Source organism: Pandoraea eparura (assembly GCF_902459725.1).
Taxonomy (GTDB): Bacteria; Pseudomonadota; Gammaproteobacteria; order Burkholderiales; family Burkholderiaceae; genus Pandoraea; species Pandoraea eparura.
In genome coordinates, this window is record NZ_CABPSH010000009.1 from 109372 (window position 1) to 131358 (window position 21987).

General features: G+C 64.5%; 20 protein-coding genes. 12 read left to right on the plus strand and 8 right to left on the minus strand.

The features are described from left to right. Nucleotides 1-239 precede the first annotated feature (239 nt). Complete coding sequence (locus tag PEP31012_RS17260; protein ID WP_174978278.1) at nt 240-1130, plus strand: NADPH-dependent 7-cyano-7-deazaguanine reductase QueF; 891 nt, start codon at nt 240-242, stop codon at nt 1128-1130. Beyond that, nucleotides 1127-1930, plus strand: a complete 804-nt coding sequence (locus PEP31012_RS17265) for a queuosine precursor transporter (RefSeq protein WP_174978279.1) — start codon at nt 1127-1129, stop codon at nt 1928-1930. The genes PEP31012_RS17260 and PEP31012_RS17265 overlap by 4 nt, the downstream gene beginning before the upstream one ends. A gap of 105 nt (nt 1931-2035) precedes the next feature. Here the strand turns inward: PEP31012_RS17265 and PEP31012_RS17270 are convergent, their stop codons facing one another. After that, the gene (locus PEP31012_RS17270; RefSeq protein WP_150590537.1) at nt 2036-2557 is read right to left on the minus strand and encodes a gamma-glutamylcyclotransferase family protein; all 522 of its coding nucleotides are present in this window, start codon (nt 2555-2557) and stop codon (nt 2036-2038) included. A gap of 247 nt (nt 2558-2804) precedes the next feature. On the opposite strand from PEP31012_RS17270, the gene PEP31012_RS17275 reads away from it, so the two are divergent. After that, nucleotides 2805-3704, plus strand: a complete 900-nt coding sequence (locus PEP31012_RS17275; RefSeq protein ID WP_425494968.1) for an AraC family transcriptional regulator — start codon at nt 2805-2807, stop codon at nt 3702-3704. 254 nt (nt 3705-3958) lie between these two features. Here the strand turns inward: PEP31012_RS17275 and clpB are convergent, their stop codons facing one another. Then, nucleotides 3959-6622 (minus strand): ATP-dependent chaperone ClpB, encoded by a 2664-nt coding sequence (gene clpB, locus PEP31012_RS17280; protein WP_246171354.1) that lies wholly within the window; start codon nt 6620-6622, stop codon nt 3959-3961. 283 nt (nt 6623-6905) lie between these two features. Between clpB and PEP31012_RS17285 the strand changes: the two genes are divergently transcribed. Next, nucleotides 6906-7391: a group III truncated hemoglobin gene (locus tag PEP31012_RS17285; protein ID WP_150590538.1), complete on the plus strand. Its 486-nt coding sequence runs from the start codon at nt 6906-6908 to the stop codon at nt 7389-7391. 57 nt (nt 7392-7448) lie between these two features. Here PEP31012_RS17285 and moaE read toward each other — a convergent pair whose 3' ends face one another. Genes moaE through PEP31012_RS17315 form a run of 6 tightly spaced genes read right to left on the minus strand, consistent with a single transcriptional unit; the run spans nt 7449 to nt 13625 of the window. Next, nucleotides 7449-7931 (minus strand): molybdopterin synthase catalytic subunit MoaE, encoded by a 483-nt coding sequence (moaE, locus tag PEP31012_RS17290; RefSeq protein ID WP_150590539.1) that lies wholly within the window; start codon nt 7929-7931, stop codon nt 7449-7451. Between the two features lie 53 nt (nt 7932-7984). After that, nucleotides 7985-8242, minus strand: a complete 258-nt coding sequence (gene moaD, locus PEP31012_RS17295) for a molybdopterin converting factor subunit 1 (RefSeq protein WP_150590540.1) — start codon at nt 8240-8242, stop codon at nt 7985-7987. Nucleotides 8243-8281: 39 nt separating this feature from the next. Then, a complete protein-coding gene (locus PEP31012_RS17300) occupies nt 8282-9493 on the minus strand; it encodes a molybdopterin molybdotransferase MoeA (RefSeq protein ID WP_174978280.1) in 1212 nt (403 codons plus the stop codon). A 50-nt stretch (nt 9494-9543) separates the two neighbouring features. Then, nucleotides 9544-11010 (minus strand): threonine synthase, encoded by a 1467-nt coding sequence (thrC, locus tag PEP31012_RS17305; RefSeq protein ID WP_150590542.1) that lies wholly within the window; start codon nt 11008-11010, stop codon nt 9544-9546. 40 nt (nt 11011-11050) lie between these two features. Continuing rightward, nucleotides 11051-12361: a homoserine dehydrogenase gene (locus tag PEP31012_RS17310; protein ID WP_150590543.1), complete on the minus strand. Its 1311-nt coding sequence runs from the start codon at nt 12359-12361 to the stop codon at nt 11051-11053. A gap of 37 nt (nt 12362-12398) precedes the next feature. Continuing rightward, on the minus strand, nt 12399-13625 hold the full coding sequence (locus PEP31012_RS17315; protein WP_150590544.1) for a pyridoxal phosphate-dependent aminotransferase: 1227 nt from the start codon (nt 13623-13625) through the stop codon (nt 12399-12401). Between the two features lie 323 nt (nt 13626-13948). On the opposite strand from PEP31012_RS17315, the gene PEP31012_RS17320 reads away from it, so the two are divergent. From PEP31012_RS17320 to PEP31012_RS17355, 8 genes are all read left to right on the plus strand, one after another. Next, a complete protein-coding gene (locus PEP31012_RS17320; RefSeq protein WP_150590545.1) occupies nt 13949-14335 on the plus strand; it encodes an Mth938-like domain-containing protein in 387 nt (128 codons plus the stop codon). Between the two features lie 56 nt (nt 14336-14391). After that, nucleotides 14392-16110, plus strand: a complete 1719-nt coding sequence (locus tag PEP31012_RS17325) for a glycosyltransferase family 39 protein (RefSeq protein ID WP_425494972.1) — start codon at nt 14392-14394, stop codon at nt 16108-16110. Between the two features lie 122 nt (nt 16111-16232). Continuing rightward, on the plus strand, nt 16233-16604 hold the full coding sequence (locus PEP31012_RS17330; RefSeq protein ID WP_150590547.1) for an SMR family transporter: 372 nt from the start codon (nt 16233-16235) through the stop codon (nt 16602-16604). Nucleotides 16605-16693: 89 nt separating this feature from the next. Continuing rightward, nucleotides 16694-17860 carry a DegT/DnrJ/EryC1/StrS family aminotransferase gene (locus tag PEP31012_RS17335; RefSeq protein ID WP_150590548.1) on the plus strand — a complete coding sequence of 389 codons (1167 nt, stop codon included), beginning with the start codon at nt 16694-16696 and terminating at the stop codon, nt 17858-17860. Continuing rightward, on the plus strand, nt 17857-18879 hold the full coding sequence (locus PEP31012_RS17340; RefSeq protein WP_150590549.1) for a glycosyltransferase: 1023 nt from the start codon (nt 17857-17859) through the stop codon (nt 18877-18879). Before PEP31012_RS17335 ends, PEP31012_RS17340 begins: the two co-directional genes overlap by 4 nt. Continuing rightward, entirely contained in the window at nt 18876-19799 is a 924-nt protein-coding gene (locus PEP31012_RS17345; protein WP_150590550.1) for a formyltransferase, read from the plus strand. The genes PEP31012_RS17340 and PEP31012_RS17345 overlap by 4 nt, the downstream gene beginning before the upstream one ends. A gap of 7 nt (nt 19800-19806) precedes the next feature. Continuing rightward, entirely contained in the window at nt 19807-20856 is a 1050-nt protein-coding gene (locus PEP31012_RS17350) for a bifunctional UDP-4-keto-pentose/UDP-xylose synthase (RefSeq protein ID WP_150590551.1), read from the plus strand. A 223-nt stretch (nt 20857-21079) separates the two neighbouring features. Further along, the gene (locus PEP31012_RS17355) at nt 21080-21985 is read left to right on the plus strand and encodes a polysaccharide deacetylase family protein (RefSeq protein WP_150590552.1); all 906 of its coding nucleotides are present in this window, start codon (nt 21080-21082) and stop codon (nt 21983-21985) included. Nucleotides 21986-21987: the final 2 nt, after the last annotated feature.

Sequence of the window (21987 nt, forward strand, 5' to 3'; positions counted from 1 at the left end):
GGAAGACGGCACCAATGACCGTCGGGAAGGATGGGAACGCGTGAATCGTCCCACATCGGCGCCCGGCCTGCTGGTCAAAATCGGACATGGCGACGCTGGCACGGTTGCGTTCGTCGTCAAACCTGATTGCCGCCCGTCGTGAGTCACTCACGGCCAGCCAGTTTTCGGAATCCTCGCATTGAACAAACCCGATGCCGCGCGATATGGTGATTGACCGATCGATCGGAGATTTCACATCCATGACGTATCACGATTCGCGCGCCCTCTCCCCTCAGGAGGCGCGGCCCCTGTGCGCCCCGCCGCCGCTCAGCCAGAACCCCATCCTTCATCCGATTCCCCGCGCCCGATATCAACACCGGGCGACGTCGCAGACCGCCTCGCCCGACGCCTCGCCCGACGCATCGCCGACAGTGGTGCCGCGCGGGTACGACCTCTGGAATCACTACGAGGTTGCGTGGCTCGACATGCATGAGCGGCCCCAGATCGCCGTTGCGGAACTCGTGATTCCCTGCGATTCCCCTTACACCCTGGAGATGTCGAACGCGCAACACTATTTTCTGGCGCTGCGCGAGCAATGCTTCGAATCACCCGATGCGCTGGAAGCGCACGTGGCGGGCGAGTTGTCACGCTGCCTGCAGGCTTACGTGCTCGTGCGCACGACGCCGGTCAGGCAAGCCGTTCGCACCACGGCCGCCTGCGGGCCGGACACGGAAAGCCTCGATCTGGCGCCGGTCAGCGTGATACGCGGCGGCGTGCAGGCGGATCTCCTGTGCCTGACCAGCGATGCCGACACGACGCAGGCGTCGCCGCTTCGCGAATGCCTGGTCTCCGACCTGCTGAGCGTGCGATGCCCGCTCACCGAGGGCGTCGACTACGGCACCGTCTGGTTCGACTACACGGGCGCGCCGATCTGTCGTCGCTCGCTGTTGGCGTATGTGCTGTCGTTTCGCGATAGTGCAATGCTCATCGAACAATGCGTGGAGACACTCTTCAGCGACGTCCTCGCGCGATGCGCGCCAACGCGGCTGGCAGTCGGCGCACGTTTCACGCGACGTTACGGACTCGATATCAATCCCGTACGCTCGACGCACGCCATCGCCCTCACCAACCTGCGCACCATTCGCCAATGACCGCTACTGTCTGCACGCCTCCCCTTCCCGCCGCGCTCACCGCGCGCCAGGCCACGCGCATGACGCCGGCCGTGATCGTGCTCGCGATTGCCTTCGTGAGCTTCCTGCTGATCTCGAATGCCCTCGGCGCGCGCGTGTGCGAGGTCACCCTGCCTTGGTCGGTCCGAGGCGAGCCGCTGCGCCTGACGTTCTCGGCCGCCCTCATCAGCTTCCCGTTTGCTTACCTGTTTGCGTCGGTGCTCACGGAGGTCTACGGCTATCGCATCAGTCGTATCGTCATCTGGAGCGGTCTCGCGGCCAATCTGGTGATGATCGGCTTTCTATGGCTGATGACCCTGCTGCCGACCGAAGGGGCCTGGGCGGAACAAACGGGCTTCACGGACGAGGTGCAGCGCCACTGGTACGAGGCCATCGCGCATATGTTCCTGGCGTCGGTCTCGGCGTGCTTCGTGGGCGAGTTCGCGAACGCCGCCACGCTCGCGCGCATGAAGGTGGCGATGCGCGGACGGCTCGCGGGCCTTCGCATCATGCTCGGCAGCGCGCTTGCCGCGCTGCTCGATACGGTCGTCTTCGTGGTGGTGGCGTTCGCCTACGTGCTCGACCTGGACGCGATGGCCCGCATGGCCGGACTCGAATTCGTCTTCAAGTGCGCCATGCAATGGCTGGTACTGCCGCTCACGGTCGGACTGGCGCGGGGGCTCAAGCGAGTGGACGGCATCGATCACTACGACGTCGGCACCTCGCTGAATCCGTTCCGCTTTCGGGCATCGTTGCCGCAGCCATCCGCTGACCTCCGATAGCACGTGTCGCTCACGCGCGACGACTGTCGGGACTGTCGGGACTCCCGGGACTCCCGGGCAGCAGCGACGGCAGTGGCAGCAAAGGTAGCCGTAGCGACGCCAGGGTCAGGCCGCGCTGCCGTCGCGCGCAAGGCGATACGTGACCCAGTCCCCGCCGGCAATCCGCGGCAATTGGCGCACGGCCGCTTCGCTCACCGGATAGACGATGCAGGGATACGTGGCGCCTTCACAGGCAACGTCGTGCATTTCGCGAACGAACAACCCGGCCTCGCCCGGATACACCGCTTCGATCTCGTCGAGCACGGGCACCAGCGCCGCCGCGATGCGATAAACATCGCCGATCACACGGCCCGCGTCGTGGCCGTCACCCGCGGCGGCGTCGAACACCATGCCCGGGTAGTCACCGAAATCGTAGAGCCGCCCGCCGAGAGACGTGGTACCGACATACACGGGCGCCTCGATGCCGTGACGCTCGGCCGCATACGTCACGTCGTTGATTTCCCCAGCACGCAGCGTGCCATAGACGAAAACGTAGATCGCCTCGTCGTTCGAATCTTGCGTGCCTAGCAAGCCGTGGGCGTCATCGGCGACATGGGCGTCATACCGGTCACGCGTTGCAGTGTTCATCACGAGCATTCAGATTGGAAAAAGCGGGAACGCGGAAACGACGGCGACGCGTCGGACCACACGTCGTCTGCCGCGCACTGCCATCAAGCATAACGTCATTGCCGCTCGGAAAGCTACGGTGCGCATGCGTCCTGCGAAGGACGTGTTGGCTGCACAGGGTCAAGTTTTCTCATGGCAGCCCAACTCGCGCGAACTGCCACGCACGGCTGATTTACACTGATGAAACCCAAATTGTCGCGATTACGCCATGCCCACCCCCATGCCCGCGCCGTCCGATCCGTGGGACGTCCAACCGCCCAACCTCGATCTCGACGCCGACACACCGGCCGACCCCGGAGCGCACGTCGTGCCGATGGCGTTCACGCCGACTCGCGAGCGTCCGGTGCGATTGCGCGCGCGGCCGCTGCGCGACGGCATCCGTGTCCCCGATCATCAGCATGCCTGGGCTCAGGTCGCGTACACGCCGCGCGGCGTCATTCAGATCGCGGTGGCCGACGCGGCGTGGATCGTGCCGCCTTCTCGTGCCATCTGGATTCCGCCAAACGTCATGCACAGTCTGCAGGTCAACGAGCCCTCGTACTTGCGCACGCTGTACGTCCATCCTGACGTCGTCCCAACGGGTCTGGATCATTGCCGCGTCGTGGAAGTCTCGGCGCTGCTGCGCGAGTTGATCGCCGCCATTGACGTGCCCGAGGCCGCACTCGATGCCCCTCGCGAACAGTTGCTGGGCGCACTGATCCTCGACGAACTGCGGCGCGCGTCGCCGCTGCCGCTGGCGGTGCCGCTACCGCGCGACAAGCGGCTGCTTACGCTGTGCAACGCCATGCTGGCCGACCCGGCCCGCACCTGGACGCTCGATCAATGGGCCCGCTACGCCGGCGCGAGCCCACGCACCATCGGCCGGCTGTTCCGGCAGGAACTCGGCATGAGCTTCGTGCAGTGGCGCCAGCAGGTCGTGCTGGCACAGGCCATTCCGATGGCGTCGAAGGGATATCCGTTGGCGCGCATCGCCCGAGAATTGGGCTATCGCAGCCAGAGCGCATTTTCCGCGATGTTCAAACGCACTTTCGGCCGCACCCCCAGCGAGTTCTTCGCCACCGCACCCGACGCGCCCTCCGTGCGCGCCGACAGCCCCATAAACGAGTGAGTCCCACGTCGACCACCCGACGGCGAGGCCTTGGCAAGCTGCACGACGGTGCGCATCATGGATCACGTTGCGACATCCCGTCGCGCGGATGGGGATGCACCCGCAGACCGCCGGCAAGACGACGTTTCCTGCACGATTGAGCGCGGCGCGCGTCACCGGTCGACGAAAAAATCCCCGCGTGCCTGTCGGAACGCGGGGATAGCGCGTGCGGATTGTGCTGATCTTACGAGGCGCGGTGAACGCCACACCCGGGCTTACTTGGCGGCCGGTTCAGTCTCATCGCTCACCTGACTCACCTGGCTCACCTGGCTCACCTCGTCCGCCTGCCGGGCAGCGCCGCCATCGAACGTGAATCGCCCGTTGCGCCAGTCGACCGGGATGGTGTCCTTCGGCCCGAACGTGCCCGCCAGCACCAGCTTGGCGACTGGGTTCTCGATCTCCTGCTGGATCGCCCGCTTGAGCGGCCGTGCCCCGAACACCGGATCGAAGCCCTCGCGTGCCACGTGCGTAAGCGCCGCCTTGCTGACCTCGAGCGTCATGTCGAGCTTGGCCAGACGTTGACGCAGGATCTCGATCTGGATCGTGGCAATCGACTCGATGTGCTTTTGATCGAGACCGTGGAACACCACGACTTCGTCGATGCGATTCAGGAACTCCGGACGGAAGTGATCCTTGATCTCCCCCCACACGGCGTCCTTGATGCGCTCCTGCGGCTCGCCGACCATCGACTGGATCATCGACGACCCAAGATTCGACGTCATCACGATCACGGTGTTCTTGAAGTCCACCGTGCGGCCCTGACCATCGGTCATGCGTCCGTCGTCAAGCACCTGCAGCAACACGTTGAACACGTCCGGGTGCGCCTTTTCGACTTCGTCGAGCAGGATCACGCTGTACGGCTTGCGACGCACGGCTTCCGTCAGGTAGCCACCCTCTTCATAACCGACATAGCCCGGCGGCGCGCCGATCAACCGCGCGACGCTATGTTTCTCCATGAACTCGCTCATGTCGATGCGGATGAGGTGATCCTCGGCATCGAACAGGAACATCGCCAGCGCCTTGCACAGCTCGGTCTTGCCCACACCGGTCGGCCCGAGGAACAGGAACGACCCATACGGACGATTTGGATCCGACAGCCCGGCACGCGACCGCCGGATGGCGTCGGACACGGCGGTAATCGCCTCGTCCTGCCCGACCACACGCTCATGCAGCTTGTCTTCCATGTGGAGCAGCTTTTCGCGCTCGCCCTGCATCATCTTCGAGACCGGAATGCCGGTGGCGCGCGAGATCACTTCGGCAATCTCTTCGGTGCCCACCTGCGTGCGCAACAAACGCGGATGCGCCTGCTGACCGGCCGCTTCGGCCGCATCGGCGTCCTTCAACTGCGCTTCGAGCTGTGGCAGCTTGCCGTATTGCAGCTCGGCCACCTTGTCGAGCTTGCCCTCACGCTGCAGCTTCGCGATGTCGGCACGCACGCGGTCGATCTCTTCCTTGACCTGGGCGCTGCCCTGCACCGCCGCCTTCTCCGCCGTCCACACTTCTTCAAGGTCGGCGTACTCGCGCTCCAGACGCGAGATCTCTTCCTCGATCAGCGCCAGGCGCTTCTGCGACGCTTCGTCGGTTTCCTTCTTGACGGCTTCGCGCTCGATCTTCAACTGGATCAGACGACGGTCGAGCTTGTCCATCACTTCCGGCTTCGAGTCGATCTCCATCTTGATCTTCGACGCGGCCTCGTCGATCAGGTCGATGGCCTTGTCCGGCAGGAACCGGTCGGTGATGTAGCGCTGGCTGAGTTCCGCCGCGGCCACGATGGCCGGGTCGGTAATCTCCACGCCGTGGTGCAGCTCGTACTTTTCCTGCAGGCCACGCAGAATCGCGATGGTCGCCTCGACGCTCGGCTCGTCGACGAGCACCTTCTGGAAACGGCGCTCCAGCGCGGCGTCCTTCTCGATGTACTTGCGATATTCGTCGAGCGTGGTCGCGCCGATGCAGTGCAGTTCACCGCGTGCGAGCGCCGGTTTGAGCATGTTGCCCGCGTCCATGGCGCCTTCGGCCTTGCCGGCGCCGACCATCGTGTGAATTTCGTCGATGAACAGGATCGTGCGGCCTTCATCCTTGGCGATGTCGCTGAGCACGCTCTTCAGACGCTCCTCGAATTCCCCCCGGAATTTCGCGCCGGCGAGCAGCCCCGCCATGTCCAGGGCGAGCACGCGCTTGTTCTTGAGCGACTCCGGCACTTCGCCGTTGACGATGCGCTGCGCAAGCCCTTCCACGATGGCGGTCTTGCCCACGCCGGGTTCGCCGATGAGCACCGGATTGTTCTTCGTGCGGCGCTGCAGAATCTGGATCGTGCGGCGAATCTCATCGTCGCGGCCGATCACCGGATCGAGCTTGCCGAGCGACGCGCGCTCGGTCAGATCGAGTGTGTATTTCTTGAGGGCTTCGCGCTGGCTCTCGGCGTCCTGGCTGTTGACGGATTGGCCGCCGCGCACGCCTTCGATGGCGGCTTCGAGCGACTTGCGCGTCAGGCCCCGGGCGCGGGCGAGCTTGCCGGTGTCGCCCTTGTCGTCGGCGAGCGCCAGCAGGAACATTTCGCTGGCGATATAGCTGTCGCCATGCTTCTGCGCTTCCTTGTCGGCCTGATTGAGCAGGCCTGCGAGTTCGCGGCCGACCTGCACGTTGCCGTCGGTGCCCTGCACCTGCGGCAGCTTCGCGATGGCCGTCTCGATATCGTGCGCGAGCGGCTGCACCTGCACGCCGGCGCGCTGCAGCAACGAGCGTGCGGCGCCCTCGGGTTGTGCGATCAGCGCCGCGAGAAGGTGCAGCGGCTCGATGTATTGCTGGTCGCGACCGACTGCCATGCTTTGGGCATCAGCCAGCGCTTCCAGGAACTGCGTGGTGAATTTGTCTTGTCGCATCGGGTGCTCCGTTAAGAATTCTCTCTGGATCGGATGTGCGGACAAGCCCCTGCGGTTTCAAGGGGGCATGGCAGCGCGACGATTGCCATGTCGCGCAAAACCGGAACGGGTCGGCATCAGCGGCAGCGGCGCTCAATAGAGACCGGATGGGTGACAGGAAGCCGCCGCGGGACACGCCCGGATTTGAAGCTCATAATAGCGATTTTCAGCCTCACGCACCACGCGTCACGGTGACGCCAGGACGCCGGGAATCACCGGCGTGCCCGCCCGGGTGCCCATCGAAATGTCTACGCAAACCTCCCGCCAACGCCCGGACCCCTGGCCCGCCACACGCCTCGCCGAAATCGACGAAGACGCCGTGCGTCTGCTTGTGCACACCTTCTACGGACGCATTCGCGACGACGACATGCTCGGCCCGGTGTTCCGTCAGGCACTCGAAGGTCGCTGGGACATCCATCTGGAAAAAATGGTGGCGTTCTGGTCCAGCATCGTGCTCGGCGCCAAACGCTACCGCGGCAATGTGACGCAGGCGCATCAGCCGTTTGGCCACCTGAGCGGTGAGCATTTCAGCCGCTGGCTCGCCCTCTTCTTCGATACGCTGGACGGGCTCTTCGAACCGCAGGCCGCCTTTGCCTTCGCGGAACCGGCCATCCGGATCGCGGAGAGCCTGCAGTTGAATTTGTTCGGATGGGAATACGCCCTGCCCCCGGCGCAACGAGCGCTACTGGACAGCGTGAAGCAGGCAAGGCACGCACGGCCTCACGAATGACATTATCGGCGAAGATAGGAAATCTTCGACGACGTTACTTGAAAATCAAAGAAGAATTCAGCGCTTTCCGGTCGACCCGGACGTCCCTTCGGTCGTCCAACGCTCACGCGCAGCCGTATCGGTCTCGCGCGCGTCAACCCAGCGCTCGCCCTGCGGCGTGGCTTCCTTCTTCCAGAACGGCGCCTCGGTCTTCAGGTAGTCCATGATGAACTCGCAGGCGGCGAACGCGTCGCCCCGGTGGGCAGAGGTCACCGCCACCAGCACAATCTGATCGCCGGGTCCCAGGTCACCGTAGCGGTGAATCACCAGCGCATCGAACAGTCGCCAGCGCGCCCGCGCCTGCTCGACGATCGCCTCCAGCGCCTTCTCCGTCATGCCCGGATAGTGTTCGAGCGTCATGCGCGAGACATCGTTGCCGTCGTTCAAATCGCGCACCGTGCCCACAAAGCTCGCGATGGCCCCGACGCGCAGGTCGTCGGCACGCAGCCGGCGCACCTCCTCCGACAGGTCGAAATCCTCGGTCTGTACACGAATGGGCATACTGGCAGTGCCTCCTGTCCGATGGTTCGCTGAGATGGGCGGGGAACGTTGGCTCAACCGCCCGTCACGGGCGGGAAGAACGCGACCTCGCACCCGTCGGTCAGGCGTGTGGTCGCCGGCACCATCGTATGGTTGAGCGCCATGCGCAACGCACGCTGCTCGCCAAGCGCCTCGGCCCAGGCCGGGCCGCGGCGGCACAGCCACTGGCGCACGTCTCCCACCGTGGCAATCCCGGCGGGAACCTCCACATGCTCCTCAGCGACATTGAGCGCCTCGCGGACACTGGCAAAAAAGCGAAGTTCGATCTGCATAGTCTGGCTGGCACGCCGCAGCGGCGACGCACCTGTCTCTCAATATAGGAGGTCGGAGAACGGCAGAAACGCCACGGTCTGGCCGGCTTCGATGCGATGTCCCGGCGGATTGTCGATGAGGCCATCGCCCCAGACGGTCGACGTCAGCACCGCCGAACTCTGGTTGGGAAACGCGTCCAGCCCCCCTTGCGCATTGATACGGGCGCGCACGAACTCATTGCGACGGTCCGCCTTCGTCTGCGTGAAGTCCGCGCGCATGGGAATGCGGCGCGGCGTCACCGCCGTCACGCCCTGCAAACGCAGGATGAACGGACGCACGAACAGCAGGAACGTGACGAAGCTCGACACCGGATTGCCCGGAAGACCGATGAAATGCGCCGTCCCCCCGCTCGCCCGGTTGACCTCGCCGTAAGCCAGCGGCTTGCCCGGCTTGAGCGCAATCTGCCACAGATTGAGGCGGCCCTCGGCTTCCACGGCCGGTTTGACGTGATCTTCCTCACCCACCGAGACGCCGCCCGATGTGATGATCAGGTCGTTGGCGCGTGCCGCGTCGCGCAGAATCGCGCGCGTGGCGGCCAGATTGTCCGGCACGATGCCGTAATCGGTCATCTCGCAGCCTAGATTCTCGAGCAGGCTGCGTAGCACGAAGCGGTTCGAGTTGTAGATGCCGCCCGCGCGCAATGCCTCGCCGGGCATGGTCAGCTCGTCGCCGGTAAAGAACACGGCCACGCGCAACCGGCTCGCGACTTGCAGCTTCGCCATGCCCACCGATGCCGCCAGTCCCAGCGACGGCGCGCTCAGCCGAGTCCCGGCGGCAAGCACCACACTGTCGCGACGAATGTCCGCGCCCTGCCGGTTGACGAACTCGCCGGCCACCGGCGTGTGGCGAATCACCACGGTGCCGTCCTGAGCAGCCTCGCACTGTTCCTGCATGACAATGGCGTCGGCGCCAGGCGGCACCGGCGCCCCCGTGAAAATGCGCGCCGCCGTGCCGTGGGCGAGCGGTTCGGCGGCATGCCCTGCGGGAATGCGTTGCGAGACCGGCAACACGGTCTCGCTCCCCGTCAGGTCGGCGACCCGCACGGCATAGCCGTCCATCGCGCTCGTGTCCATCGGCGGCACGTCGAGCGTGGCGATCACGTCGGCGGCCAGCACGCGGGCGTTGGCCGCGAGGGTATCGACCGTCTCCCGCCGATCGAGCGGACGGGCCGCCGCCAGCACGGCATCCAGGGCTTCTTGTGTACTCAGCATGACCAAGGCGCGCAAGTCAGGGGACATCAGAGGACAGAGCGAGCACCGCCTTACAGGCCGGTGTGCTCGGCGATATAGGCCTTCACGCTCGCGACGTCGTTCGGCACCGTCTCGAAGCGTTGCGGCAGCGATTCGAGCTGCTCGAAGCCGGCTGGGCGCGGCGGTTCGCGATGCAAGGCCTCGCGAATCGTCTCGGCAAACTTGGCCGGCTGGGCGGTCTCGAGCACCACCATCGGCACGCCGGGTTCGAGCGCTTCGCGCGCCACCTTCACGCCGTCAGCCGTGTGGGTGTCAATGACCACGTCGTAACGCTTGGCCACGTCCTGGATCGTCGCCACGCGATCGGCGTGCGTGCTGCGCCCCGAGACGAACCCGAACTGCGCCACACGAGCAAAGGCCTCAGTGCCCGACAGGTCGAAACCGCCTTCGCGCTCGACCTTCGCGAGCAGCTCGGCGGTCGCGTGTGCATCGCGACCGAGCAGATCGAACAGGAAACGCTCGAAGTTCGACGCCTTCGAGATATCCATGCTCGGGCTGCTGGTGTGGAACGTCTCGGCAGACTTGCGCACGCGGTAGTGTCCGGTGCGGAAGAACTCGTCGAGCACGTCGTTTTCGTTCGTCGCCACGACCAGCTTGCGGATCGGCAGGCCCATCATGCGGGCGATATGACCAGCACAGACGTTACCGAAGTTGCCCGACGGCACCGTGAACGACACCTCGCCGTCCTGGCCCGACTTGCCGCCGGTTGCCGCGAAGTAGCCCTTGAAGTAGTACACGACCTGCGCCACGACACGCGCCCAGTTGATCGAATTGACCGTGCCGATCTTGTAGCGCGCCTTGTAGGCGTGATCGTTGGACACCGCCTTGACGATGTCCTGTGCGTCGTCGAACACGCCTTCGACCGCGAGGTTGTAGATATTCGGATCCTGCAGGCTGTACATCTGGGCCGTCTGGAACGCACTCATCTTGCCGGCCGGCGAGAGCATGAAGACGCGAATGCCTTCCTTGCCGCGCATGGCGTACTCGGCCGCGCTGCCCGTGTCGCCGGACGTCGCACCGAGAATGTTGAGCGCGTCGCCGTGCTGCGCCAGGGCGTACTCGAACAGGTTGCCCAGCAACTGCATGGCCATGTCCTTGAACGCCAGCGTCGGGCCATTCGAGAGCGCCAGCAGCGAGAGCTGCGTGCCGCCTTCGACCCCCAGCGGCAGCAGCGGCGTGATGTCGGCCGCGTCCTCACCCGGACGCACGTTGCGGTACACCTCGGCGGTGTAAGTGCGCGCGGTCAGGTCGGCCAGGATTTCAGCCGGAATGTCGCCCGCGAACTTGGCCAGCACCTTCGCGGCCAGCTCGGCGTACGACAACTGGCGCCAGGCACGCAATTCGTCGGCCGTCACTTGCGGGTATTGCGTCGGCAGGTACAGACCGCCATCGGGGGCCAGACCGCCGAGCAGAATGCTGGAGAACGATTGCGGCTCGCCCGAGGTCAGGCCGGCGCCGCGCGTGGAGATGTATTTCATGTGGGTCGTGTCCTGTCGTATCGGTTCGTGTGGCCGGCGCTCAGCTCAGCGCCTCCATACGGATGCGGATGACCTTCGAGAGCACGGTGTCCATCGACTCGATCTTCGCGATGGCCGCGTTGATGTGCTTCTCCTGGGTCTGGTGCGTCAGGATGATGATGTCGGTCTGGTGCTCGCCCTCGCGCGATTCCTTTTGCAGCAAGGCGTCGATGGAGATGTCCAGATCGGCGAGGATGCGCGTGAGTGCCGCCATGACCCCCGCGCGATCGACCACGCGCAGCCGCAGGTAGTAGCTGGTCGTGACCTCGTCGATGGGCAGCACCGGCGTATTCGACAGCGCGTCGTGCTGGAACGCCAGGTGTGGCACGCGATGCTCCGGATCGGCCGTTTGCAGGCGCGTCACGTCGACAATATCGGCCACCACGGCGGAGGCGGTCGGCTCGGCGCCCGCGCCCTTGCCGTAGTAAAGCGTGGCGCCCACGGCGTCGCCCTGCACCAGCACGGCGTTCATGGCGCCCTCCACATTGGCGATGAGGCGCTTAGCCGGGATCAGCGTCGGATGCACGCGCAGTTCGATGCCCGCGTCGGTGCGGCGCGTGATGCCCAGCAGCTTGATGCGGTAGCCAAACTCCTCCGCATACTTGATGTCCAGCGCCGAGAGCTTGGTGATGCCTTCGACATAGGCACGGTCGAACTGCACCGGCACGCCGAACGCGATGGCGCTCATGAGCGTGAGCTTGTGCGCGGCGTCGACACCTTCGATGTCGAACGTCGGATCGGCTTCCGCGTAGCCCAGACGCTGGGCGTCGGCAAGCGCCACGTCAAAGTCGATGCCCTTGTCGCGCATCTCCGACAGGATGAAGTTCGTGGTGCCGTTGATGATCCCGGCGATCCACTGGATACGGTTCGCGGTCAGGCCTTCGCGCAGCGCCTTGATGATGGGAATGCCACCGGCCACGGCCGCCTCGAAGGCGACCATCACGTTGGCCTTGCGCGCGGCGGCGAAGATCTCGTTGCCATACAGGGCCAGCAGCGCCTTGTTGGCGGTGACCACGTGCTTGCCGTTTTCGATCGCCTTGAGGACCAGTTCCTTCGTGAGGTCGTAGCCACCGATGGTCTCGACCACGACATCGATGTCCGGATCGTTGACCACCTCGAACGGATCGCCCGTCACGACAGCGGCGTGGCCGACGAGACCGCGCGCGCGCTCGACATTGCGCACCGCGACCTTCGTAATCTCGATCCCCCGGCCGGCGCGACGTTGAATTTCTTCCTGGTTGCGAGCCAGCACCTGGAAGGCGCCGTAGCCTACCGTGCCAAGGCCGAGCAGGCCCAATTTGATCGGTTTCATGCAGTTTTACTCAAAAGTCGAATTCAGTGGGGGCGCATCACTTGCCATGGCGACGGCGATAACCGTCAAGGAACCGGGCAATGCGACTGATGGCGTCTTCCAGATCGCCCTCGTGAGGCAGGAACACCACGCGGAAATGGTCGGGATGCATCCAGTTGAAGCCGCTGCCCTGCACCAGCAGAACCTTCTCTTCGAGCAGCAACTGGAGGATGAAGTCCTGATCGTTGGCGATGGGGTACACCGCCGGATCGAGACGCGGAAACAGGTACAGCGCGGCCTTCGGCTTCACGCAGGTCACGCCGGGAATGTCGGTGAGCATGCGGTGCGCGATCTCGCGCTGCTCGTACAGGCGTCCGCCCGGCACGATCAGGTCCTTGATGCTCTGATAGCCGCCCAACGCCGTCTGGATGGCGTACTGGCCCGGCACGTTCGGACACAGGCGCATCGAGGCGAGGATGTTCAGCCCCTCGATGTAGTCGCGCGCCGGACGCTTGTCACCCGACACGACCATCCAGCCCGCGCGATAGCCGCACGCGCGATAGCTTTTGGACAGGCCGTTGAACGTGATGGTGAGCACGTCTTCGGAGAGCGAGCCGATCGAGGTGTGCTCGGCGCCGTCGTAGACGATCTTGTCGTAGATCTCGTCGGCGTAGATGATGAGCTTGTGCTCGCGCGCGAGGGCGACGATGTCTTTGAGGAGTTCGTCCGAGTACAGCGCGCCGGTCGGGTTGTTCGGGTTGATGATGACGATCGCGCGCGTATTGGGCGTGATCTTCTTGCGGATGTCCGCCAGGTCGGGCTGCCAGTCGGCCTGCTCGTCACAGACGTAATGCACGGGCGTGCCGCCCGACAGGCTGACCGCGGCCGTCCAGAGCGGGTAGTCGGGTGCGGGCACGAGCACTTCGTCGCCATCGTTGAGCAACGCCTGCATGGCCATCACGATCAGCTCGGACGCCCCGTTGCCGAGGTAGATGTCGTCGAGCTGGACGTCCTTGATGCGCTTTTGCTGGCAGTAGTGCATGATCGCCTTGCGCGCCGCGAACACGCCCCGCGAATCCGAGTAACCGGCCGAATTCGGCAGATTTCGGATCATGTCCTGCACAATCTCGTCGGGCGGCTCGAAACCGAACGGCGCCAGATTGCCGATGTTCAGTTTGATGACGCGATGCCCTTCGTCTTCCATGCGCTTGGCATGTTCGAGCACGGGGCCACGAATGTCGTAGCAGACATTCTGCAATTTCAGCGATTTGAGGATCGGTTTCACGGCGGTTGTGGTCTTGGCGGGCGGCGCAGGGGTCCGGACGAGCCGGCAGCAGGCGGGACGCACGACGCTCCGGCGGTCCAACGGCGCTGCGCGCGAAGCGCACAGGGCACCGCATTTCCCCGGTTTTTGGCGTGGCAAATGCCGCACTGCAACGGTTTTGCCGTGCTGCGTACGGCAAAAAGCTATAATTTAGCCAATTATGACAGAGTTCGGCAATGCATCATTGACGGTTTGGGCCACGCGAGGCAAGATGCCCGCCCGTTGAGCGATCCGCCGACGCTCATCCACCCCCGGGCAAGCACCGGGTAGGGAATCTTTCGAAAGTGAAACTGCATCAAGACCCGTCGCAAGCATTGAACACAGTCACCGGCTACGGCCCGGGCTATGTCGAGGTCAACAAGATTCGTCACGAGCACAGCGTGATCATTGCGCCCGAGGGCGAGATCCAGACCTGGCCGGTGTCGCGTTTCGACGCGCTCGAATCCGCCCATTTCGAACAGTTGCGCGCGCTCGATCCCGAAGTCGTGATCTTCGGCAGCGGCGGCCGTCTGCGTTTCGCGCATCCGCGCCTGACCACATCGCTCACCAGCCAGCGCGTCGGCGTCGACTCCATGGACACCCAGGCGGCCTGTCGCACGTACAACATCCTGATGAGCGAGGGACGTCGCGTCGTGCTCGCCCTGCTCATCGAAACCGAGGCGGCTGAGTGAGCCGCCGCCCGCTCGCCTCCGGCCTGTCGGCCGCCGCCCCCCTCGCGACGCCCCCATTGTCCGCGCCCGGCACACCTGGCGCCCCCACCGCGCCGCCCACGTCCTATCCGCTCTCGCCTGCCGCCTTCTGGCTGCTGCTCGTGGCGTTCGCGCTCGTATGGTTCGGCGTGCTCGACTACCGTCACCTGATTGCGAGCGACGAAGGCCGATACGCGGAAATGGCGCGCGAGATGTGGACCACGGGCGACTGGATCACGCCGCGTTACAACGGCTACAAGTATTTCGAGAAGCCGCCGCTGCAAACGTGGATGAATGCGCTCACGTTCGCGGCATTCGGGCTTGGGGAATGGCAAGCCCGGCTATGGACCGCGCTCACGGGGTTCGCGGGCGTGCTGATGGTCGGCTTTACCGGCCGGCGCGTGTTCAATGCCCGCGTGGGCCTGTTCGCGGCCGTCGCGCTCGCCAGCGCGCCGCTGTGGTCGCTGCTCGGACACTTCAACGTGCTCGACATGGGCCTGTCGTTTTTCATGGGACTCTCGCTGTGCGCGCTGCTGCTCGCGCAGCGGCCCGGCCTCGCACGCCCCGCCGTGCGCGGCTGGATGTGGCTGTGCTGGGCCGCCATGGCACTCGCCGTGCTGAGCAAGGGCCTCGTCGGCATCGTGCTGCCGGGCGCCGTGCTCGTCCTCTATACGCTCATCGCGCGGGACTGGGCGTTATGGCGGCGTCTGTATCTGGGCAGCGGCCTGATCGTCTTATTTGCGATTGCGGCCCCGTGGTTCGTGCTGGTGCAAATGCGCAACCCCGAATTCTTCGACTTTTTCTTCATCAACGAACACTTCCGGCGCTTTGCGATGGAGGGCCATAATCGCGATGGCGCGCCGTGGTACTTCGTGCCCGTGTTCCTCGTCGGCTTCCTGCCCTGGCTGTCGGTCCTGCCGGGCACCGTGCGCGCCACGCTGCGCATGCCCCGACAGCCCAACGGTTTCGCCCCGGCGCTGATGCTCTGGGTATGGTCGGGATTCATCTTTATATTCTTCAGCGCTTCGCACTCGAAGCTGATCTCGTACCTGCTGCCCATCGCGCCGGCGATGGCGCTGCTCTTCGGCCTGTATCTGGCGCAATTGCGCCGCGACACGGTACGCCTGCATCTGGCCGGCTATGCGATCCTGCTCATCGCCGCCCTTGTGATGGTCGCGATTTTCGCGGGTCGCCCCGGCAGCGTGCGCAATCCGAACGAGTTATACAAGGCCTTCCAGATCTGGCTGTATGTCGCCATCGGCCTCGGCCTGGCCGGCACGCTCGTGGCATGGCGGCTGGCGCGGCACAGCGCGCGGCGCGCGTTGCTCACCTTTGCCGGCGCCATGCTGTTGCTCGTCACGGTTGGCGGCATGGGACACGAAGTCTTCGGCCGCCAAAGCTCGGGGGTATTGCTCGTGCCGGCGATCCAGGCGGAAATGCAACGGCTCGGGCCGAACGTGCCGTTCTATTCCGTGAATGTGCTCGATCACACGATGCCCTACTACCTCGGCCACGCGATGATCATGGTGCAGCACCCGGACGAACTCGACTTCGGCGTCAAGCAGGAGCCGCAGAAATGGCTGCCCACGCTCAACGACTTCTACACCCGCTGGCGCGCCGATCCGAAAGCGCTCGCGCTGGTCGATCCGGACACGTTCGGCAAGCTCGAAACCGAGCACTTGCCGATGCGGATCATCGCGCGTGACGCCCGCCGCGTCGTGATCGCCAAACCATCGGCGCAAGACAACGTAAAATAGCGCACTTGGCTGTCGTCCGATCTGTTTCGGTCGACCATAAAAAATGCTGACACGCTTCGGGAAACTAAGCGCCAGCCAGTTTGCGATCTCCATCAATATTCACAAACGTTCATCAACGTTCCATGAATCTCGCCACGTTTTCCCTTATTCTCACGGGCGTGCTGCTCAATGCATGCGCCCAGTTGTTGCTCAAGGCCGGCGCCAGCTCGATCGGTGCGCTTGAATTCACGCGCGCCAACATCGTGCCCATCGGCATCAAGCTCGCCACGCAAGTGCCGATCATGGGCGGGCTGGTGTGCTATGCGATCAGCGTCGTCGTCTGGATTCTGGCACTCTCGCGCGTCGAGGTCTCGATCGCCTACCCGATGCTCTCGCTCGGCTACGTCGTGAACGCCGTTGCGGCGTGGTACCTGTTTGGCGAGGCGCTGTCGATGCAACGTGTCGTGGCCATCGGCATCATCCTGGTCGGCGTTTATATTCTGGCGCGCAGCTAAGGCTGCTGACGGATCGCATTCACGGACGCGCCGCAACGAGCAAGCGCTGGCGCCCTTCCCCCTGTTTATCTGAGGCTTGGTCTTACATCATGAGCGACTCGGCAACCGCCCAACCGAATCTACCGTTCCTGCCGTTCACGCGGCCGAGCATCGATGACGCCACCATCGCCGGCGTCACCGAGGTGCTGCGCTCCGGCTGGATCACCTCGGGCCCGCAAGTGCAGGCCTTCGAGAAGGCCCTGTCCGACTATTTCGGCGGGCGCCCCGTGCGCGTCTTCAACTCGGGCACCGCAACGCTCGAAATTGGCCTGCGCCTGGCCGGCGTGCAAGACGGAGACGAAGTCATCACCACGCCGCTGTCGTGGGTCGCCACGGCCAACGTGATTCTGGAAGTCGGTGCGACGCCTGTGTTCGTCGACGTCGACCCGGCCACCCGCAATCTCGATCTCGATCTGCTCGAAAAGGCGATCACGCCCAAGACCCGCGCCATCATCCCGGTCTATCTCGCCGGGCTGCCGCTCGACATGGACCGGCTCTACGATATCGCGCGCCGTCACAACCTGCGCGTGATCGAGGACGCCGCGCAAGCCATGGGTTCGACCTGGGGCGGCAAGCGCATCGGCGCGTTTGGCGACCTCGTCTCGTTCAGCTTCCACGCCAACAAGAATCTGACCTCCATCGAAGGCGGCGCACTCGTCTTCAACAACGAGGACGAAGCGCGCCTGGCCGAGAAGTACCGTCTGCAGGGCGTGACGCGCACCGGCTTCGACGGCATGGATGTCGATGTGCTCGGCGGCAAGTTCAACCTCACAGACGTCGCCGCGCGCGTCGGCCTTGGCCAGATGCCGCATCTGGCCGAGTTCAACCGCCGTCGCACGGCACTCGCACAACAGTATTTCGACGCACTCGCGGGCGGTCCGGCCGTGGCGCTCGGCCTTGGCCTGCCGCATGCCGACTTCACGAACTCGAACTGGCATATGTTCCAGGTCGAGCTGCCGCTGGCGCGCCTCACGATCGACCGTGCAGGCTTCATGGAAAAGCTCAAGGCGCGCGGCATCGGCAGCGGCGTGCATTATCCGGCCATCCACTTGTTCACCCTGTATCGTGCGCTCGGCTTCCGGGAAGGGCAGTTCCCGCATACGGAGCGTCTGGGCCGTGCGATCCTCACGCTGCCCCTCTTCCCCGCCATGACGGACGCCGATGTCGTGCGCGTCTGCGACGCCGTCAATGCCCTCTGCGCCGACCATCAAAAATGACCTGTCCACAACTCTCCATCGTCATCCCGGTTTATAACGAAGAGGCCGGACTCGCCGCTCTCTTCGCCCGGCTGTATCCGGCGCTCGACAAGCTCGGCGTGGCTTATGAAGTGGTGTTCGTCAACGACGGCAGCCGCGACCGCTCGGCCGCGCTGCTTGCCGAACAGTACCGCGCGCGCCCGGACACGACGCGCGTCGTGCTGTTCAACGGCAACTACGGCCAGCACATGGCCATTCTGGCCGGCTTCGAACACACGCGCGGCGAATGGGTCGTGACGCTCGACGCCGACCTGCAGAATCCGCCCGAAGAAATCGGCAAGCTCGTCGAGAAACTGGCGGCCGGGCACGACTACGTAGGCACGGTGCGCATGAACCGTCAGGACACGTGGTTCCGCCGTCATGCCTCGCGCGCAATGAACCGCCTGCGCGAGCGCATCACGCGCATTCGCATGACCGATCAAGGCTGCATGCTGCGTGGCTACAGCCGTCATATCGTCGACACGGTCAATCAGTGCCGTGAAATCAACACGTTCATTCCCGCGCTGGCCTACACGTTCGCGCAAAACCCCACCGAAGTCGACGTCGCCCACGAAGAGCGCTTCGCCGGTGAGTCGAAGTATTCGCTCTATAGCCTGATTCGCCTGAATTTCGACCTCGTCACCGGCTTCTCGGTGGTGCCGTTGCAGTGGCTCTCGGGCGTCGGCATTTCGCTCTCGGCAGCCTCCGGCGTGCTGTTCATCGTGCTCATGGCCCGCCGCTTCCTCTTCGGCTCGGAAGTCCAGGGCGTGTTTACGCTGTTCGCCGTCACGTTCTGCCTGCTCGGCGTGATCCTGTTCGGCATGGGACTGCTCGGCGAGTACATCGGTCGTATTTATCAGCAGGTTCGCCAGCGACCGCGCTATCTGGTGCAAGCCGTGCTGGAAGACCCGGCGTCCGGTCATCCGGACAAGGGTGCCGGCGGCGCGTCGAGCGTGCGTCAGACGACCGGCGCCACGGAACTGGATTCGCACGCCTCATGAGCGCCCAAGTGACCCAAGCCGCCAAGGCCGTTGTTTTCGCGTACCACAACGTGGGTGTGCGCTGCCTGCAGGTACTGCTCGCCCGAGGTGTTGACGTCGCACTCGTCGTCACGCATCAGGACAACCCGAACGAGAACATCTGGTTCGGCAGCGTCGCCCGTGTCGCCGCCGAGCATGGCATCCCGGTCGTCACCCCCGACGATCCGGCCGATCCCGCGCTCGCCGCCCAAATCCGTGCCATCGCACCGGACTTCCTCTTTTCCTTCTACTACCGCCACATGATTCCCGTAGCGGTGCTCGACCTCGCCCCGCGCGGCGCCTTCAACATGCACGGCTCACTGCTGCCGAAGTATCGCGGCCGCGTGCCGGTGAACTGGGCCGTTTTGAAGGGCGAAACCGAAACGGGCGCCACACTGCACGAGATGGCCGCCAAGCCGGATGCCGGCGCCATCATCGACCAGACCGCCGTGCCGATCCTGCCGGATGACACGGCGGGCGAAGTCTTCGAGAAAGTCACGGTCGCCGCCGAGCAGACGCTCTGGCGCTGTCTGCCCGGCCTGATCGCCGGCACGGCGCCGCGCCAGGTCAACGAACTGGCCGCGGGCAGCTATTTTGGCGGACGCAAGCCGGAAGACGGCCGCATCGACTGGACCCGCCCCGCGAAGGACGTCTACAACCTGATTCGCGCGGTCGCGCCGCCCTATCCGGGGGCGTTTACCGACGTGGCGGACCGCCGCTGGGTCGTCACACGCGCCCGGTTGTCACACGTGCCGGCACCCGCCGGTTTGCCCTGCGGACTGCAAGTAGTGGATAATGCGCTCCTTGGCGTTTGTGGCGACGCGAATGCCGTCATCATTCATGAACTCATGCTGGACGGCAAGGCCGTTACGCCGGCACAGTTTTCCCAGCTCAATCACTGACCGCAATATGAAAAAAGTCCTGATTCTCGGTGTCAACGGGTTCATCGGCCACCATCTGTCGAAGCGCATCCTGGAGACGACCGACTGGGAAGTTTATGGCATGGACATGCTCACCGATCGCCTCGGCGATCTGATCAATCATGAGCGCATGCACTTCTTCGAAGGCGACATCACGATCAACAAGGAGTGGGTTGAGTATCACGTGCGCAAGTGCGACGTGATTCTGCCGCTCGTCGCCATCGCCACGCCGGCCACCTACGTGAAGGCACCGCTGCGCGTGTTCGAACTCGACTTCGAGGCAAACCTGCCGATCGTGCGCTCGGCCGTGAAGTACGGCAAGCACCTGGTCTTCCCGTCGACCTCCGAGGTCTACGGCATGTGCACCGACGGCGAGTTCGATCCGGAAAATTCGCCGCTGATCTACGGCCCGATCAACAAGCCGCGCTGGATCTACGCCTGCTCGAAGCAGCTCATGGATCGTGTGATCTGGGGCTACGGCATGCAGGAAGGCCTGAACTTCTCGCTGTTCCGCCCGTTCAACTGGATCGGCGCCGGCCTCGACTCGATCTACACGCCGAAGGAAGGCTCGTCGCGCGTGGTCACGCAGTTCCTCGGCCACATCGCTCGCGGCGAGAACATCAGCCTGGTCGACGGTGGCAGCCAGAAACGCGCCTTTACCGACATCGACGACGGTATCGACGCCCTGGTGCGCATCATCGACAACAAGAACAACGTCGCCAGCGGCAAGATCTACAACATCGGCAACCCGAAGAACAACTTCTCGGTGCGCGAGCTGGCCAACATGATGCTCAAGCTGGCCGCCGAATTCCCCGAGTACGCCGAGACGGCCAAGAAGGTTCAACTCGTCGAAACCTCGTCGGGCGCATACTACGGCAACGGCTATCAGGACGTGCAGAACCGCGTGCCGAAGATCGAGAACACCATGCAGGAACTCGGCTGGGCACCCACCACGTCGATGGACGACGCGCTGCGCAAGATCTTCGAAGCCTATCGCGGCCACGTCGCCGAAGCTCGCCGTCTGGTCGAAGCCGAGTAAGGAACAGCAAGGCACGTCAGGGGCGCGGCCAGGCGACCACGGTCTGACCCAGCGCCTCCGGGTTGCGGGCCGAGCATTACCGCCCGTTGCAGCCCGTCGCATTGCACGCCCGGTGCGCCCTCGGCGCATCGGGCGTTTTTGACTCGGTAGTTTGTTTCGCAATTCAGGATATTGCACGCGATCGTCGCGCGCGGTCATCGCAATATCTCACTCAAGGGCGGCTATGGCCAACATTGTCCTGAAGATCGACGTCGACACCCTGCGCGGCACGCGCGAGGGCGTGCCCAATCTGCTCGCGGCCCTCGCCGAGCATGAGGCGCAAGCGACGTTCCTGTTCAGTCTCGGGCCGGACCACACCGGTTGGGCGCTCAAACGCGTCTTCCGTCCCGGTTTCCTGAAGAAGGTGTCGCGCACTTCGGTGGTCGAGCACTACGGCTTCAAGACGCTTATGTACGGTACGCTGCTGCCTGGCCCGGACATCGGGCGGCGCGCCGCCGACGTGATGCGCACCGTACGCGACGCGGGCCACGAGACCGGCATCCACACGTGGGATCACACGTACTGGCAAGATAACGTGCGCACGCGCGATGCCGCCTGGACGCAACGTCAGATGTCGCAAGCCCATGCGCGCTTCATCCAGGTCTTCGGCGCGCCGCCGCTCACACATGGTGCAGCCGGCTGGCAGATGAATTCGCACGCGTTTCGGCAGATCGACGCGTGGGGCATGAAGTATGCGTCGGACGGACGCGGTGCCGCCCCGCACTACCCCATCGTCGATGGCGTGCGTCTGCAGCATGTGCAGATGCCGACGACGCTGCCGACGGTCGACGAGTTGCTGGGCATCGACGGTCGCGACCTCGACGGCGTGGCCAGGCATCTGCTTGCCCTGACCCGCGATCCGGCGCAAGATCACGTGTTCACCCTTCACGCAGAACTCGAAGGTCAGAAGCTTGCCCCGCTGTTCCGTCAATTGCTGGCCGGATGGCGTCGCCAGGGACACGTCCTGGTGACGATGGGCCAATACTACGAGACGCTCGATCTTGCCTCGCTACCGGCGCATCCCGTCGTGTGGGGCGAAATTCCGGGCCGCTCGGGTGATCTGATTCTCGAGGGCCAGGCCGCGGCCTGAGC